Annotated in this window: 16 protein-coding genes; 3 read left to right on the top strand and 13 right to left on the bottom strand. The window is 37.7% G+C overall.

All coding sequences use genetic code 11. The annotated features are described in order from the left end of the window. Positions 1-61: 61 nt before the first annotated feature. The 3 genes from RK01_RS02815 to RK01_RS02805 form a co-directional block, all read right to left on the bottom strand. Entirely contained in the window at positions 62-526 is a 465-nt protein-coding gene (locus tag RK01_RS02815) for a SprT family protein (protein WP_016171779.1), read from the bottom strand. A gap of 1 nt (position 527) precedes the next feature. Then, positions 528-2,696 (bottom strand): Tex family protein, encoded by a 2,169-nt coding sequence (locus RK01_RS02810; RefSeq protein WP_016171778.1) that lies wholly within the window; start codon positions 2,694-2,696, stop codon positions 528-530. A 116-nt stretch (positions 2,697-2,812) separates the two neighbouring features. Then, positions 2,813-3,547, bottom strand: coding sequence for a metallophosphoesterase (locus RK01_RS02805; protein WP_016171777.1), 735 nt, complete (start codon positions 3,545-3,547; stop codon positions 2,813-2,815). Positions 3,548-3,680: 133 nt separating this feature from the next. Between RK01_RS02805 and RK01_RS02800 the strand changes: the two genes are divergently transcribed. From RK01_RS02800 to RK01_RS02790, 3 genes are read left to right on the top strand one after another with little or no spacing between them, the layout of a single operon-like run. Continuing rightward, positions 3,681-4,541 (top strand): efflux RND transporter periplasmic adaptor subunit, encoded by an 861-nt coding sequence (locus RK01_RS02800; RefSeq protein WP_016171776.1) that lies wholly within the window; start codon positions 3,681-3,683, stop codon positions 4,539-4,541. 8 nt (positions 4,542-4,549) lie between these two features. Next, positions 4,550-5,242 (top strand): ABC transporter ATP-binding protein, encoded by a 693-nt coding sequence (locus tag RK01_RS02795; protein WP_016171775.1) that lies wholly within the window; start codon positions 4,550-4,552, stop codon positions 5,240-5,242. Between the two features lie 12 nt (positions 5,243-5,254). Beyond that, positions 5,255-6,478 carry an ABC transporter permease gene (locus RK01_RS02790; protein WP_016171774.1) on the top strand — a complete coding sequence of 408 codons (1,224 nt, stop codon included), beginning with the start codon at positions 5,255-5,257 and terminating at the stop codon, positions 6,476-6,478. Positions 6,479-6,647: 169 nt separating this feature from the next. Here RK01_RS02790 and RK01_RS02785 read toward each other — a convergent pair whose 3' ends face one another. The 10 genes from RK01_RS02785 to RK01_RS02740 all read right to left on the bottom strand — a co-directional run bounded on the left by RK01_RS02785 (position 6,648) and on the right by RK01_RS02740 (position 16,414). Then, entirely contained in the window at positions 6,648-7,022 is a 375-nt protein-coding gene (locus RK01_RS02785; RefSeq protein ID WP_016171773.1) for a VOC family protein, read from the bottom strand. Positions 7,023-7,031: 9 nt separating this feature from the next. Next, positions 7,032-7,412, bottom strand: a complete 381-nt coding sequence (locus tag RK01_RS02780; RefSeq protein ID WP_016171772.1) for a DUF1149 family protein — start codon at positions 7,410-7,412, stop codon at positions 7,032-7,034. 95 nt (positions 7,413-7,507) lie between these two features. Then, entirely contained in the window at positions 7,508-8,530 is a 1,023-nt protein-coding gene (locus tag RK01_RS02775) for a SepM family pheromone-processing serine protease (RefSeq protein WP_016171771.1), read from the bottom strand. Then, positions 8,520-9,014 carry a pantetheine-phosphate adenylyltransferase gene (gene coaD, locus RK01_RS02770; protein ID WP_016171770.1) on the bottom strand — a complete coding sequence of 165 codons (495 nt, stop codon included), beginning with the start codon at positions 9,012-9,014 and terminating at the stop codon, positions 8,520-8,522. The genes RK01_RS02775 and coaD overlap by 11 nt, the downstream gene beginning before the upstream one ends. Then, positions 9,007-9,570: a 16S rRNA (guanine(966)-N(2))-methyltransferase RsmD gene (gene rsmD / locus RK01_RS02765; protein WP_016171769.1), complete on the bottom strand. Its 564-nt coding sequence runs from the start codon at positions 9,568-9,570 to the stop codon at positions 9,007-9,009. The genes coaD and rsmD overlap by 8 nt, the downstream gene beginning before the upstream one ends. Before the next feature lie 247 nt (positions 9,571-9,817). Further along, complete coding sequence (locus RK01_RS02760) at positions 9,818-10,168, bottom strand: YlbG family protein (RefSeq protein WP_016171768.1); 351 nt, start codon at positions 10,166-10,168, stop codon at positions 9,818-9,820. Next, positions 10,158-10,586, bottom strand: a complete 429-nt coding sequence (locus RK01_RS02755; protein WP_016171767.1) for a YlbF/YmcA family competence regulator — start codon at positions 10,584-10,586, stop codon at positions 10,158-10,160. Before RK01_RS02755 ends, RK01_RS02760 begins: the two co-directional genes overlap by 11 nt. A 1-nt stretch (position 10,587) precedes the next feature. Continuing rightward, a complete protein-coding gene (locus RK01_RS02750) occupies positions 10,588-11,697 on the bottom strand; it encodes a CAP-associated domain-containing protein (RefSeq protein WP_016171766.1) in 1,110 nt (369 codons plus the stop codon). A gap of 15 nt (positions 11,698-11,712) precedes the next feature. Further along, positions 11,713-15,144 carry a pyruvate carboxylase gene (locus tag RK01_RS02745; protein ID WP_016171765.1) on the bottom strand — a complete coding sequence of 1,144 codons (3,432 nt, stop codon included), beginning with the start codon at positions 15,142-15,144 and terminating at the stop codon, positions 11,713-11,715. Positions 15,145-15,193: 49 nt separating this feature from the next. Next, complete coding sequence (locus RK01_RS02740) at positions 15,194-16,414, bottom strand: FtsW/RodA/SpoVE family cell cycle protein (RefSeq protein WP_016171764.1); 1,221 nt, start codon at positions 16,412-16,414, stop codon at positions 15,194-15,196. Between the last annotated feature and the right edge of the window lies 1 nt (position 16,415).

Raw genomic sequence — 16,415 nt, 5'->3', positions numbered from 1 at the left:
ATTCAATGAGTTTTATTTAAAAAGCCGCTAACAGCGATTTTAGCAACTCTTTTTTCAAAAATTAGCTAACAATTTTTAAAAATTGCAGTTTTTGTCCACATTTTCCGCAGACAAAGCGCTGGGTATTAATTTTTCTTTGGCGGATATAAATCTGTCCACAGCCACTACAGCAATAGGTTACTTGTTTTTTTGCTTTACTTTCTTTTCCTTGGGGCAAGCGCGGGGCAAATCGACTTCCACCAACTGTAGCTAATAAAACTTTAAAATCGCGATCTTGGTGGCGATAACCTTTGTTTAATAGATGCAAATGGTAATGGCATAATTCATGCTTAATAATCCCAATCTGTTCTTGTCGGGATATTCCGGCAAATAGTGTCGGATTAAAATCAAGATGATGATCAGACAAATGATACCTTCCACCTGTAGTTTTTAATCGTTTATTGAAAATAGCGCGGTGCCTAAAAGGACGCTTAAAAAATTTTAGCGATATTTCTTCTACTAATTTTTGTAACTGTGCTTCTGTCATTTTATTCGCCTGTAGGATTTAACATGGTCAAGCTAATGCGTCCTTTTTGTTCATCCACTTGCTCTACCCAAACCGTCACCACATCGCCAACCGCCACAACATCTTTTGGTTGTTTTACAAAACGGCGACTGAGTTTTGAAATATGGACAAGTCCATCTTGTTTAACACCAATATCTACAAAAGCGCCAAAATCAATCACATTGCGAACTGTACCTTTTAATTCCATGCCTGGTTTTAAATCACTCATAGTCAAGACATCTTTTCGTAAAAGAGGTGCTGGCATTTCATCGCGCATATCACGTCCAGGTCGCACTAATGCTTGTAAAATATCCGTTACAGTAGCCGTACCAGCATCTAACTCTGCGGCGATTTTTTCAGCATTCAAACTTTCCAGCCGCACTGTCGCATCTTTTGTGCCAAGCTCAGTTAATTTGATCGTCGCACGTTTTAAAATTTCTTTAGCTAAACTATAGCTTTCCGGGTGAATGCTGGTATTGTCTAAAATATCGCTGCCGCCAGGGATACGTAGAAAACCAATTGCCTGTTCATAAGCTTTTGGTCCAAGGCGGGGAACTTTTTTTAATTGATTTCGTTTAATAAAGGCTCCATTTTCTTCCCGGTAGTTAAAAATATTTTGCGCTGTCGTTTTATTTAATCCCGCAATATGTTGTAAAAGTTGTGGACTAGCAGTATTAACATCTACCCCGACTTGGTTGGTCACCGTTTCAACTACAAAATCCAATTGTTCTGCCAAACGTTTTTGGGAAACATCGTGCTGATATTGCCCTACACCAACTGCTTTAGGATCGATTTTTACTAATTCTGCTAATGGGTCTTGCAAGCGCCGTCCGATACTGATGGCACTTCTTTCTTCGACTTGCAAATTTGGAAACTCGCCTCTGGCAATCGCGCTGGCAGAATATACAGAAGCCCCTGCTTCATTTACAATCACATAGTAGACTTCTTGTTTTAAATCACGAATTTGCTCCGCCACGAATTGTTCTGACTCGCGACTTGCCGTCCCATTGCCAATGGCGATCATTTGAACGCCATATTTTGTGATTAATTCTTTGAAAAACGGACCAGCCGCTTGACGTTTATTTTGCGGTGCTGGTTTATGGGGATAAATAACTGCAATATCTAAAACTTTGCCGGTTTCATCTAAAACGGCTAATTTGCACCCCGTTCGATAAGCGGGATCAAAGCCTAATACTACTTTTCCTTTCAACGGTGGTTGCAATAATAAATTTCGTAAATTTTCACCAAAAACAGCAATCGCTTGTTCATCAGCTTTTTCTGTCAATTCATTGCGAATTTCCCGTTCAATTGCCGGTGCGATAAAGCGTTTATATGCATCTTCATACGCTTCCGTCACATAAATTACCGCTTCACCTTCTCCTTTAATGATTTGGCGATTTAAATAATTTAAGATTTCTGCTTCCGGAGCTACAACAGCAACTTTTAAAATATCCTCTTTTTCACCCCGGTTTGTGGCTAAAATGCGGTGGGAGACCATTTTTTTAACCGGTTCTTCAAAAGTGTAATACATTTCATATACACCTTTTTCATCTTGTTCTACTTTTTTTGCTGTACTTGTGTAAAGTCCCTGCTCAAACGTTTTTTGTCTAATCCATGTTCTAAACTTAGCAGAATCGGCAAATGTTTCTGCTAAAATTTCATGGGCACCGGCTATTGCTGCATTCGCATCCAGAACTTCCTCTGTCATAAAAGTTGTCGCTTTTTCTAACACGGATTCATTAGGAAAAGACAGCAGCCATTTGGCCAATGGTTCCAATCCTTGTTCTTTGGCAATGGTCGCTTTAGTACGTCGCTTTTGTTTATAAGGACGATACAAGTCTTCTACCTGTTGCATTTTGCTGGCAGATTGAATACTAGCAGCAAGATCAGGGGTTAATTTTTCTTGCTCTTCAATTAGACGCAATACTTCACTTTTACGTTTTTCAAGGTTTTCTAAATATTGGTAACGTTCTTCGATTTCACGAATTTGCACTTCATCTAAATTGCCGGTTGCTTCTTTTCGATAGCGGGCAATAAAAGGTACAGTGTTACCATCTAATAACAAGCTTAAAACTTGTTGTAATTGTTTTTTCGTATAACTTGCAAGTTCTCCCTGCAATAAAGCTAATAAATCTTGATTGACTACTGTCATATCATCTCACCTTTCTTTTGAACTCATTTATTTTACCATAGAATAGGTTCATCAATTAGGGCAAAAAAGAAGTGACTGATAAAAGTCACTTCAAGTCTGTCGATTTAAATCATTTCTCAAAACTCGGGTTGCCAAGGTCCGTGTAAATTTTGATATTCAATATCTTGTCGAATTCCATTTTTATCAAAAATTACGCCATGAATAGAACCGCCAAAGACCCCGCCCCCGTCGATACCAATTTTATTATCTGAAAGCCACAGATCCGTAGTCGTCATATCGCCATGGAGCATCGGGGTAATGGTGTGACCAAACACAATCTTTTTTCCTGTTCTATTTTTTCCTTTATGAAAAGGTTCCCGAATCCAAATAAAATCAGCAGAAGCCGTATCATGCCAGTCTTTTTTGGCTAAGTCAACACCGGCATGAACAAAAAGATAATCTTCCCATTCGTAATATAAAGGCCGCTTCGTTAAAAAATCAATTAAATCCCGATAGCGACTGCGAATCATTAATGCAATTTCAGTTGGAGAATACTCCTCACAAGCGCCGGTATGCAAAAGACTTTCAATCGTCTCTTTGCCCCCATTATGCAAATAAGAAGAAAACCAATCTTCGGGATACGTTAAAAACTGTAAAAGATACTCTTCATGGTTGCCCCGCAGATAAATAGCACCGAATTCTTCTGCCAAATTTTTCCCTAACAAAAGACACTCTTTGCTGCGTTTGCCTCGATCGTTTAAATCCCCGATTAATACTAACTGATGTTGGGTGGAATCAAAATACGCTAAAAGTTTTTTAAACAACTCATACTCGCCGTGAATATCGCCAATCGCATACACATATTTTTTCATCATCTTCACCTCACATTAATTATACCAAAAAACTTCACAAAACTTTCAAATACTATATTTGGACACCAGGTAGAAAAACCTTTAGAATGAGAACGACACCATGTCATAATCTATGGGGAAAAGAGTGAAAATAATGCAGAAAAAAACTATTGGTATTCTATTAGCAGGCGTCGTTATCGTCGGAGCAATCGGCTTTGCTTTATTTAATGGCGAAAGCAACAAAAGTAAGACAATCACCGTGCGCAGTGCAACTGCAAAAAAAATGGATGTTACTGAAACCTTAAGCACTACAGGGACTCTAATTCCCAATGAAACAGAGAATTTGGTTGGCACTGGCAATGTCACGGACTTAAACGTTAAAGTAGGCGATACCGTCGAAAAGGATCAAGTTTTAGCCACATATGACAGCGGCTTAACGCTTAAAGCAGGCATTGCCGGCACCGTCACCGAAGTAAATATTAAAACTGGACAACCCGACACTGCTGCCCAACAAGGCAAAGCTTCCATTGTAATTTCTGATTTAGCTAATTTAAAAGTACAATTAGCACTATCTAATTCTGAAGCACGCCAAGTAAAGGTTGATCAAAAAACCAACATTTCTTCTGGTGGTCAAGATTATACTGGCAAAGTCACCGAAAAAGATCCGACTGCTACAATATCTCAAGGGACCAATGGCGCAGCGACATTAGGTGCAGTGGTAACCTTTGACGATAAACCAAAAGAATTGTATGCCGGTTTTGCGGCCGATGTAACCATTACAATCGCCACTGAAAAAGATGCATTAGCGATTCCAATTGAAGCTCTCACTTACAACGATAAAAATGAACCCATTGTCTACGAAGTAAAAGATGAAAAAGCTAAAATTACTAAAGTAGAAACCGGTATTCAATCTGATCAGTTTATTGTTATTAAAAATGGCATTACTGACGGTGACCGCGTTATCTTGTCTCCTGCATCCAATCTTAAAGACGGCAGTTCCGTCACTAAAGAGTAGGTGATAAAATGATTGATTTGAAAAATGTCGTGAAAATTTACCGTACTGGCGGTGAAGAATTGATGGCGCTAAAACATGTAGACCTCCATATCGCAGAAGGTGAATTTACCTCAATCATGGGTCCTAGTGGCTCTGGTAAATCAACCATGATGAATATTTTGGGTTTGTTGGATCGCTTTGATGACGGCACCTATCTTTTAAATGGAAAAGATGTGACGCATCTAACAGATATTGAAAGTGCTAAGGTCCGCAATCAAGAAATTGGTTTTGTCTTTCAATCGTTTAATTTAATGCCGCGAATGACATTGTTAGAAAATATTGCACTTCCTTTAGTCTATGCCGGTGTCTCAAAATCTGAGCGAAAAAAAAGAGCCTTAAAAGCATTGGAACAAGTCGGCTTAGCCGATCGGGTACACCATCGTCCTAACGCAATATCTGGTGGACAAAAACAACGGGTTGCAATCGCCCGCGCAATTGTAAATGACCCAGTTGTTTTGATGGCAGATGAACCTACTGGAAATTTGGATTCCAAAACTACAATGGAAATCATGAAAATTTTTCAAGATTTAAATGATAATGGAACAACTGTTGTAATGGTTACCCATGAACCTGACGTTGCGCAGTACACCAAACGTATCGTTTCATTTAAAGACGGTGAAATTATTGCCGATAATTCGGTGCCTGAACGAAAAAAATTATAAGGAGGGTCAAAAATGGGAATAAGCGAAAGTTTTAAGATGGCACTAGATAGTATTTTAGCCAATAAAATGCGGTCATTTTTGACCATGTTGGGCATTATTATTGGAATTAGCGCCGTGATTGCGATTTTAGCAGTCGGAAACGGGGCAACTAAAGAGATTAACGGTACTTTTAGTGACTTAGGCGCTTCTACCATCTCTGTTTCAACTAGTCAAGACGCTAGTGACAGTCAAAAAATTACTTCACAAGATGTGTTAGCACTAAAACGTAGTATTCCAAATATCGATCATATTTCAGCTGTTACCAACATCCAAGGAAACTTAACAGCAAATGATAAAAGTAAATTTGGAATAGCGTTAGCTGGTATGCCCGATTTGCAATACACGAATCAAATGATGGATAAAGACCTTCTTTATGGCCGCTATTTTAACCAGACTGAATATGAAGAAAATGCGAAAGTAACCATTATCAGTGCAGATACTGCCCGTTACTTCTTTAATGGGCGTGAAAATGTAGTTGGCGAAAAAATTACAGTCAAAAATCAAAATGGGCAAGTTACGCTACGGATTCTCGGCGTGACCAAAGGTACTATGGAAAACATGATGGGATCTTTTGATACTGATAAAATGCCCGGCTATTTGGCAATACCACTTACGACAGCTGTTACTTTGCAACCAGATGCTACAAAAATGAGCGAACTAACGGTGATTGCCAAGTCAAAAGATGATATTGATACTGTCTCAAAACAAATTGTTAATATTTTATCCGTACGACATGATACTGTAGGCGATAAAGTTTATACGGCAACCAATTTCTTACAAGCCTTAGATGAAGTCAATAATGTTTTAGGCTTGTTCATTAACTTCATCGCTGCCGTAGCCGCCATTGCATTATTAGTAGGTGGTATTGGCGTAATGAATATTATGTTAGTTTCTGTGACTGAACGAACCCGTGAAATTGGAACGAGAAAAGCATTAGGAGCGACAAATAATAATATTTTATTCCAATTTCTAACGGAATCTGTTATTTTGTGCTTGATTGGCGGTTTGATTGGTTTACTCTTAGGTGCATCTCTGGCTTTAATCGTTGCCAACGCCTTAAATATAACCGCCCACTTTACGTTGGGGTCCATTGCTTTTGTGCTACTATTTTCTAGTGCCATCGGTATATTTTTTGGCGTATACCCTGCTCGCAAAGCTGCTCGTCTAGATCCAATCGAGGCCTTACGATATGAATAAATTAACAAAATTTATCCATCAATTCATAAAAGATTTGAAAGAGGCAATGGATACGGGTGCGATTGCCCGCGATAATGGCTGAATTTTAAATATAGACAAGTCCGCACATAACAAAAAAGCCGAAGATAAGCAACGTGTGTCAAACACGCTTATCTTCGACTTTTTTGTTTTATTTTATACTAGAAACCGCGAAATAATTGCCATCAGGATCAGCAAAATTGAACACTTCACGCTCACCAAGAGAAATCATTTCACCTAACGGTACAGCCAATTTCTCAATTTTTTTATACAAACTGAAAATATCTTGACTAAAAAACATTAATGATGGTGAGTTAGTAGCAACTTCCGGTGAATTACTTTCAATAAATTCACGATCATATAACACAAAATGAGCCTTTGCCTCTTTTGTCGCCGCAAGCTCCACTACACTGGTACCATCAACTTTTTGTTCTTCGATAACAATAAAATCTAAAGCTTGCCAAAAGGCCACAGCTTTTTTGACATCATCTACATATAACATAATTTGAATATCTTCTGTAAACATTTTCTTCTCCTAAGCTTCTGTTTGAAAATTAAGGGTCAACCCGGGTTCATCAGTTGCAATTTCGGTAACTTCATACGTCATTCGTTTCACAATATCAAATAAGGGCGCTACAATCTCATTAACCTCTTCTTCTGTCACGTCAACTTGACTTTCTATTTTCCGATTAATCACATGGTTAATTTGACTAACACGACCAGAAATAACATATTCTTCAAAAACTAAACGAAAATCCAAAATACACCGAATAATTGAATTTTCTTTTGGATAGGTTTGATCATCTGTATTTAAAGGCGTAAAACCTACTTGTAATTGTGTTTCAACATTTTGTTCAGCATTAGGTTGATCATAGTGATAAGCAGCTACCACTGGTTTTTGACGTTTGATTTCCACTACTGTTCCTCCTCTTGTAGGCATTTAGTATAACGCAGGCAATTTTTATTTACGTTTTTCACCGAATTTCTTTAGTTATCCGAGAATTGAAAAAATTATTTTGCCACATGTTCTTTCAAATATTTTACAGCTTCTTGTGCCGTCTTGACCGGTATGACTTTCATCTTGGTATTAATTTTTTTAGCTGCTTTTTTAGCGTCTTGATAATTGGTATCCCCTTTTTCTAAATCTGCCGGCGCAAAGAAAATTTCGGCTCCGCTTTCAGAAGCACTGACAATTTTTTTATCAATTCCGCCAATTTGGCCCACATTTCCTTGACTGTCAATAGTTCCTGTACCAGCAATTTCATGACCATTGCGTAAATCTTGTTTAATTAACTGTTGGTATATTTCTAAAGTAAACATCAATCCTGCCGATGGACCACCAATATTATCCACATCAAACTGGACTTTTTCCTGACTGTTTACTTGCGTATGGTCGGTTAGGGTAATTCCGATTCCCGCTTTACCATTACTTGGTAATTTAATTAAAGAACCGCTCGCTTCTTTTTCTTTACCATCTTGCAGATAAGTTATGGTAACTTTATCATCTACTTTTTTACTTTGAACATATTTCATAAAGTCATTACTACTTTTAAAAACCTGCGAATCTACTTTCACCACAGTATCACCAATTTTAATTTTGCCATAAAATGCAGAGTTTTTTTCAATCCCCAAGACATAAACACCGAGATAGTCCATTTTAAACGGTTGATCCGCTAAAGTCAGGGCAGCTGTAATGGCGTTATTTTGTGAAGTTTCCATATAAAAATTTTGAATACGATTATAATCATCGTCGCTGGCAGTTCCCATCAACGCTTCTTTTGTTACCAAATCAGAGAAAGCTTGCGTTTTGGCAAATAGTGCTGTTGCGACAGTTGCTTGTCGAATCCCAACAGAAGTCAAAGAAAAAGAGCCACTAAACTTATCTTTTTTGTCATTCACTTTAACCAAAGTATCCAGCTTAATGGTAGAACCCGGGGCTTCAATATAATAAGGAATCGGCAATGCCACACAGGCCATTAAAATTAGAGCAAATAATAAAAGTAAGAGACGTTTAATTGGGACTTTACGCTTCATAATGATCACTCTTCTTCACTAAAGCCTCAAAAACCGGTCGCGGTAAGTATTCTTTAACATCCCCACCAAATGCAATAACTTCTTTTAGAATGCTGGAACTAATATGAGTATATTCAGGGCGCGCCAACAAAAAGATCGTTTCAATTTTTGCATCTAAATGATGATTCATCGTCATGATTTCTTTTTCATATTCATAATCTTTGACACTACGAATTCCTCGTAATAAAAAATTGGCCCCCAATTTTTTAGCACTCGTTACAGTCAATTCACTATCTTGTTCGATTACCCGTACATTAGGAAGATGGGCTACAGAGGCTTCAACCAAGCCTTTTCTCTCTTGGGGACTAAACAAGCTTTTTTTATTGGTATTTACAAAAACACCCACAATAATTTCATCAAATAAATCAGATCCCCGCTCAATTGTATCCAGGTGTCCATTGGTAAATGGATCAAAGCTGCCAGGAAATAATGCTATTTTACGCATAAGCCGCCTCATTTCTATAAATTGTGATACTCGTGATACCATAATTTTGTTGCCTAATTTGATTTAATGTCGCAATCTCAGAAGGTAAAACAACTTCTTTTGACGTCTCGCAAACAACAACTGCTTGATTGGCAAATAAATTATTTCCAGCCATTGCCTCAAGTTCTGCAATTAGTTGTTGTTTTGCATAAGGGGGATCCAGCAGAACTAAATCAAACTTTTTTTCTTCTGCAATAAAAGCTGCTAAAGCAAGTTTGGCATCTTTTTTTAATAGTGTAAATTTTTCGGGTTCTTTGGTAATCGCGACATTTTCTTTAATAATTTGCATGGCTTTAAAATTACGTTCTACACAGTAAGCATGCGCCATCCCTCTTGAAACAGCTTCGATTGCTAGACCGCCACTACCACTATATAAATCTAAACACACTCCACCATCAAAAAAAGGACCAATCATATTAAAAATGGCACCTTTTACTTTATCAGTGGTAGGACGGGTATTATCTCCCGACAGACTTTTTAACTTACGACCACCATATTCTCCTGCTACGACTCTCAATTTATTTCACCTCATCCATCATATCCACAATATTTTACCATAACTTAGGCGCATTGACCTCTAGAAGTATGTCACGAAATGGAAAAGTTTCATGTTGGTTACTCTTATATAAAAATTGGGTCAGTCATGTAAAACTTTTTTATGACTCAATGTATGCTTGTATTTTTGTATGCTATATGAGAAGTATCATGGGCTCATTCATCTCTAAAAAAAGATTGATATCCTCTTCAAAAGGATATCAATCTTTTTAGACATTTTCCGCTAAACGAATTGTAGTATTTAATTCTTCTACATCAAACCCGTCATCATCAGTTACTTGATAGGCAGCTTTTGTCCCAATTTTATCAGCAAAATTCATTTCAACATCTGGGCGATATGAAGGTTCAACGTTACGTACAAAATGCAAATGTTCAATTTTTGACATTGCTTCTTCAAAACCCGCTTCATCTAAATACAATACGACATATTTAAGTTTGCGAGAAACGTAATGCACCAAACCATAACGTTTCAAATTTTTTAATTGACGCAAGCTATAAACCCAGACGATCAATCCCCGTCTTTGTTTTGGTTTAAATTCAATTGTTGTATCAACTTGCATGACAATTTCCTCCACAATCAGACTTAGTTGTTGCAAAAAACGGATTCCCGTAATTCACTTTCACATCTTCAGAAAAGCTTTGAGCAACTTGCTGACAGACACCGTCAAGCAGTTCTTGCAATTGGGTTTCTGCTTGTCGAAAATCTGCCACTGTTTTACACAAATCCAGCTGCCGTTTTTTTTGATACAGAGCTTTTCGCTGTTCTTTAATTCCCGGAACGTATTCTCCAAAACGGCTTAAGTCTTCATAAATTTCTTTTTCTTTTTGAAAATTAGCCTTCATCGCAATGGCTGTATCATCCTGACTCATCTTAGTCCGAGTGTTTTCATATTGTTGAAAGATAAGACTACCACAAATTTTACGGCTTAAATTCTCACATAGTTGAGCTAAATACAACGTCTCTTCATCGTAAATCACGTTATTCACTATCCTCAGTTTCTTCAGTATCCTCTATCAAGATTACCATATTGTCCTCATCAATGCCAACACCTACTTTTTGTTGTCCCTCACTTAAAAAACGAGTATGCAAATATGGATCACTATAAAATGACATAATTTGAAACATTGTGTCAACCATAGGACGATAATAAAACCCAGAAACAGCGGGTATTTTCATTGTTTTTAACATTTGATCAAATTCATCACTCACAATTAGAAACGGCTGAGGGTTGGCAACATCTTTCATCCGTTCAAATTGTTTGAATCGTTCTTCATTCAGATATTTTTGGGGCTCTTTTAAAAAGTCGACATTAATATCATCCGCTCTACCTTGTAAAGTAAAGTTAGTTGTATAGGCCTCCCGATTTTCTAATTTTCGTAAAACATTTAACAAATCAAAACTTGAAGTTTCCTTTAACCGATTGACTTCATCCCAATCGGTTAACTGTGTTTTACGCACTTGGGGCAGCTGACCTTCAATGGAAGTATAAGGTGCTAACTCTAACAACATCTGTTTATCAAGATAAGTAATCCCCACTAGCTGGGATTTTTTTTGATTAAAAAAGAGAATCGCAAAAGTATCGTTAGTAAATGCCACCAATGGGCGATAATTCATATCCTCTTCCATCAATTCAAACTGAATCTTCTCCCCATTGTAATCCAGTGAAAAATTCGGATACAACATCGTCACATTGGTTAAGTCATTCATAGTCATTTTAGACTTAAAAGGTGCCGTATGTTGATCATCATTACCGGCAACTTTTACTGCGGCAACTTTCCCATTACGGATATTAGCGGCAATATAATTGGTCTTATCCTCAGACTGGTACGTATTCACACGATAGCCAAAGCCACTGTCATAACTAACCAGTGGCTTGCCCAAAATATTCGTTAATTCACTTGAACTTTTCCCAATGAATTCGGCATAGCCGGAAACTTTAATCGGTTTATATTTCAAGCTTGTCTGACTAACATCTTTGTTTGTCTGAGTATCATAGGCAGGTGCCTGCCGCGGAAAGAAGACCGGTTGCAAATAGACCACAGCTATTGCTACGAATAACAATAACCAAAAAATGAGTCTACGTTTCACAGCAAGACCTACTTTCTAACTTTCAGTAATTTCAATTAATAGATCGTCTTGAGCGATTGGTTCGCCACTGGACACATAAATATGTTTGACTATACCATCAAAGCGAGCTTCAATGGCCGTCTCCATTTTCATAGCTTCGGTAATTAATAGCGTATCTCCTTGCTTGACCGAATCTCCTTTTTTCACTAAGACTTCTAACACAGAGCCCGGCATTGTTGCACCAATTTGTTCTTTGTTAGTCGGCTCAGCTTTTTGTTTTGTTTGAACTGAACTGATAATAGACGTATCTTTTACCACAACTTCACGACGTTGGCCGTTCAAGTTAAAGAATAAAACACGATTGCCTTCAATGTCTGGCTCACCAATTTCATCGAGACGAATAATTAAAATCTTACCTTTTTCAATTTCAACATTAATTGTTTCCCCTAATCGCATTCCTTGGAAGAAAGTTGGCGTATCTAAAACCGTAATATCGGCAAATTTCTCATAGGCTGTCTGGTAATCCAAGAAAACTTGGGGATACATCAAATAGCTTAAAACTTCTTCGTGTTTGGGTTCATAACCAATTTTTTCTGCTAATTCTATTTTGACTTTTTCAAAATTAACAGGTTCAGCTAATGATCCTGGACGTACTGTAAAAGCCGGACGACCTTTCAAAATAATTTTTTGCAAGTCTACTGGAAAACCGCCCACAGGTTGGCCAAGTTCCCCTTGAAAGAACGTGATTACAGATTCAGGGAAATTGTAATCATCACCTCGACTATATACATCATCTTCGGTCAAATTATTTTGAACCATGAACAACGCCATATCTCCGACAACTTTTGAAGATGGGGTTACTTTGACAATATCACCAAACATCAAATTGACCGTTTGATACATCTCTTTAATTTCATCCCAACGTTCTTCTAAACCAACTGCTTTGGCCTGTTGTTGTAAATTAGAATATTGTCCTCCTGGCATTTCATGTTTGTAGACTTCCGTTTGCGGCGCATTTAACCCATTTTCAAAGGGCTTATAAAACATGCGCACATCTTCCCAATAATGATTTAATTGCTGCGCATTAGCGATATTAATCTGCGGTTGTCTTTCATCTTGATCTAAAGCAAAGTATAAACTGTTCATACTTGGCTGACTAGTAGAAGAACTCATGGCACTTGTAGCAACGTCGACAATATCCACACCAGCTTGGGTCGCAGCAGAATATGTGATAATCCCATTTCCGCTGGTATCATGCGTGTGGAGATGAATTGGTAATGCAACAGTATCCTTTAATTCACTCACTAAGCGATAAGCAGCTCGTGGTTTCAGTAAGCCCGCCATATCTTTAATGGCAATAATATGCGCACCGGCTTGTTCCAATTCTTTCGCCATATTTTTGTAATAGTCTACATTGTATTTTGCACGGCTTGGGTCATTCAAATCGCCGGTATAACAAATAGCTGCTTCAGCAATTTTACCTGTATCTCGCACTGCTTGAATACTTTTTTCCATTTGAGGCAACCAGTTTAAACTGTCAAAAATACGAAAGACATCAATCCCTTGTGCTGCTGACTCTTTGATGAATTCAGCAATTACATTATCGGGATAATTTGAATAGCCGACTGCATTAGAACCGCGGAACAACATTTGGAATAATGTATTCGGCATTAATTTACGCAAAGTTCTTAAACGAACCCAAGGATCTTCATTCAAGAAACGATAGGCGACATCAAAAGTAGCGCCTCCCCACATTTCTGCTGAAAATAATTGAGGCAAAGCAATTTCGGTTTTCGCCGCAATTTTTTCAAAATCATGGGTTCTTACCCGTGTAGCCAATAAGCTTTGGTGGGCATCTCGGAAAGTAGTATCCGTCAAAAGTAATTTCTTCTGTTCTTTGACCCAAGCCACTACAGCATCTGCGCCTTGACTGTCTAAAATATTTTTGGCTGTTATAAGCTCTTGCTCTGGTTTAATCAACTTATGAGGAAGTCTCGCTTCACCATAATATTTCTTTTTATTTTTTTCGATACCTGGAAAACCATTGATGGTGATTTCACTGATATATTTCATTGTTTTATTGCCACGATCCCGCGTTGACGGGAAGACAAATAACGTAGAAGTATTATCAATAAAAGTAGTTTTCGCAGCGCCACTTTGAAATTCCGGATGGTTAATCACGTTTGTCATAAAAGGAATGTTGGTCTTAACACCACGAATCCGAAATTCGCGTAAGCACCGTTGCATTTTTTGAATTGCTTGCTCGAAAGTACTACCATGGGTACAAACTTTTACTAACAAAGAATCAAAGTAAGGCGTCACAACGGCACCAGCATAAGCATTTCCTACATCCAAACGCACACCAAAGCCGCCTGGAGAACGATAAGTATCAATTTTACCAGTATCCGGCATAAAATTGTTAACCGGATCTTCTGTAGTAATACGACACTGGATTGCCGCTCCTTTATATTTAATATCCGCTTGTTGTGGAATCCCAATATCAGTATGGAGGTTTTTGCCTTCTGCAATTAAAATCTGAGAAGTAACAATATCGATATCCGTAATCATTTCAGTAATTGTATGTTCTACTTGGACGCGAGGGTTGACTTCGATAAAGTAGAATTTATCTTCTTCAACTAAGAATTCCACTGTACCAGCATTGATATAGCCTACATGTTTCATAAGTTGTACGGCAGCTTGACAAATTTTTTCTCTTTGTTCAGGATTTATTGAAACGCAAGGAGCGACCTCAACTACTTTTTGATGACGCCGTTGTACTGAACAATCTCGTTCAAATAGATGAACAATATTACCATGACTGTCCCCTAAAATTTGAACTTCAATGTGTTTGGGATTGCCAATATATTTTTCAACATAAACTTCGTCACTGCCAAAAGCAGCTTTTGCTTCACTTTTTGCGCGTTCATAGCCATCTCTTGCTTCTTTTTCATCATGTGCTACCCGCATACCACGACCGCCACCACCAAGTGCCGCTTTAATCATAATCGGATAACTATGAGTATTAGCAAATGCTAACACTTCATCAATGGATGCCACTGGCCCATCTGTACCAGGAATCGATTGAATACCAGCTGCGATTGCGGCTTCTTTGGCTTTAATTTTGTCCCCAAAAATATCGAGATGGTGAATAGTAGGCCCAATGAATACCAATCCTGCTTCAGCACAACGTTTGGCAAATGCCAAATTTTCAGAAAGAAAACCATAACCAGGGTGAATTCCTTCTGCGCCAGACTCTTTTGCAATGCGGATAATATCTTCAATATCTAAATACGCATCGATTGGTTTTTTCCCTTTGCCAACTAAATAAGCTTCATCGGCTTTAAATCGATGAACTGAGTATTCATCTTCGGCAGCATAAATACCCACCGTCCCTATTTGTAATTCTGAGCAGGCACGGAAAACACGAATGGCAATTTCACCACGGTTAGCAACGAGAATTTTTTTCATCAAACCACTCCTTGAGATTTAATCTATTGTTAGCTAAAAATAGCTTAACTCATTTTTTGGCTGGTGCATTTGCCGATACAATCGCTCTTTTTTGAACGCGTCTATTAGTAGTGGAAATCCCATATTGTTTTTTCTTTTCATCAGCACTGATGTTTAAGGCAAATCCGACACAAATGGAAAGCATTAAAAGAGAAGATCCCCCTTGGCTTAAGAAAGGAAATGTAATCCCAGTCAAAGGAATAATACCGGTGATTCCTCCTAAGTTAACAAAAACCTGAATCAAAAATAATGATCCAATTCCAATACACATCATGGAATTAAACGGATCGGTAGAACGAATTCCCACCAGAAAAATTCGCGCAATCATGTAAAACAACAACGCTAAAACCAACAACGCTACAATCAAGCCTAATTCTTCAATTACAATTGCAAAAATATAATCGGTATGCGCAAATTTTAAAAAGCCTTTTTTTTGAATACTATTTCCTAAACCACGGCCAAAAAGTCCACCGTTGTAGATAGCGTAATACCCATTAACCATCTGGTGTCCCAGATTAAATTCATCTTTAAAAGGATTTTGATAAATCGCAAAACGACTATAAACATGGGCTGGGATTAATTTTCCTTTGGTCAAATTAATCAACTGAATTAGACCAAAAGATCCTATTACCCCAACAATGCCTAGAACAAGGGTATATAAATAATTGATGCCACTTGCCATAATTACAGAAAAAGCAATTAAAGTAATTACTGCGGCATTCCCAAAGTCTGGTAATAAAGCAATTAAACATAATCCTACAATCACATAGACTAATGGACGGAAAACTGTATTAAAAAATGTGTGCCCTTGAATCGTTTTTTGGCGGGTTGATAATTTTAAAGCTAAAAACCAAATCGTGGTAATTTTGAAAAATTCTGCTGGTTGAATATTAACGGGACCAAAAGATAACCAACCTTTGGCACCATTAACCTCTTTACCAATTACCAAAACAACTAATAATAAAGCAATGACAATAATCATCGCCATCGAAGCAAAAGCCTTATTACGAATGACGTCAGTTTTCATCTTGTAAATAAAACTGATAGCCACCAAACTAATCAGCCAGAAAACAGCTTGATTGATGACTGAACTCATAAAATTTTGTCCTTGTTCAACTAATAGATAAGAAGTTGAACTAAATACCATTACCAGACCTAGAACACATAAAATCAAGTAAGGAATTAAGATACTATAATCCAAAAGGTGTCTCTTTTTTATCTTTTGTGGCAAG

Source organism: Enterococcus dispar ATCC 51266, from assembly GCF_000406945.1.
GTDB lineage: Bacteria > Bacillota > Bacilli > Lactobacillales > Enterococcaceae > Enterococcus_C > Enterococcus_C dispar.
Note: the sequence above shows the minus strand (reverse complement) of the source record. Positions and strands in the feature narration are given on the sequence as shown.